Origin of the sequence: Halorubrum sp. SP3 (genome assembly GCF_005435195.1) — an archaeon.
Classification (GTDB): domain Archaea; phylum Halobacteriota; class Halobacteria; order Halobacteriales; family Haloferacaceae; genus Halorubrum; species Halorubrum sodomense.
Window position 1 is genome coordinate 1 of sequence record NZ_SGTU01000462.1, and the last position, 376, is coordinate 376.

A 376-nucleotide genomic window follows, 5' to 3' on the forward strand; every position below is an offset into this window, starting at 1 on the left:
ACAGACCGGCGCTGACGGCACCGCGTCGTTCGCCGTCGCCGACGACGACGAGGCGGAGATCGAGATCGAAACCGAGGGGGCCGAGGGCGAACTCAAGTACGCCGTCGCCGACGGCTCGCTGACGCTCCTCGAAGAGGAGTACGAGTACGACCGCGACGTCGACGCCGACGATAACGACGACGCGGCCGAGGAGGCTGACGACGAGGCCGAAGAGGACGACGATGAAGAGGAGTACGATGACGACGAGGAGGACGACGAAGACGACGACGAAGAGGCGGAAGCCGAAGACGACGATGAAGAGGACGAAGACGACGACTGACGCGCGGTGACCCCGGTGACCCGGAGGCCCTCCGCGTGACCCACATCGAACGCTAAT

The 376-nt window shown here is 65.4% G+C and carries 1 pseudogene; it reads left to right on the plus strand.

The window, feature by feature from the left end:
• A pseudogene (locus EXE42_RS19020) lies at positions 1-319 on the plus strand (hypothetical protein); the annotation flags it as partial.
• Between the last annotated feature and the right edge of the window lie 57 nt (positions 320-376).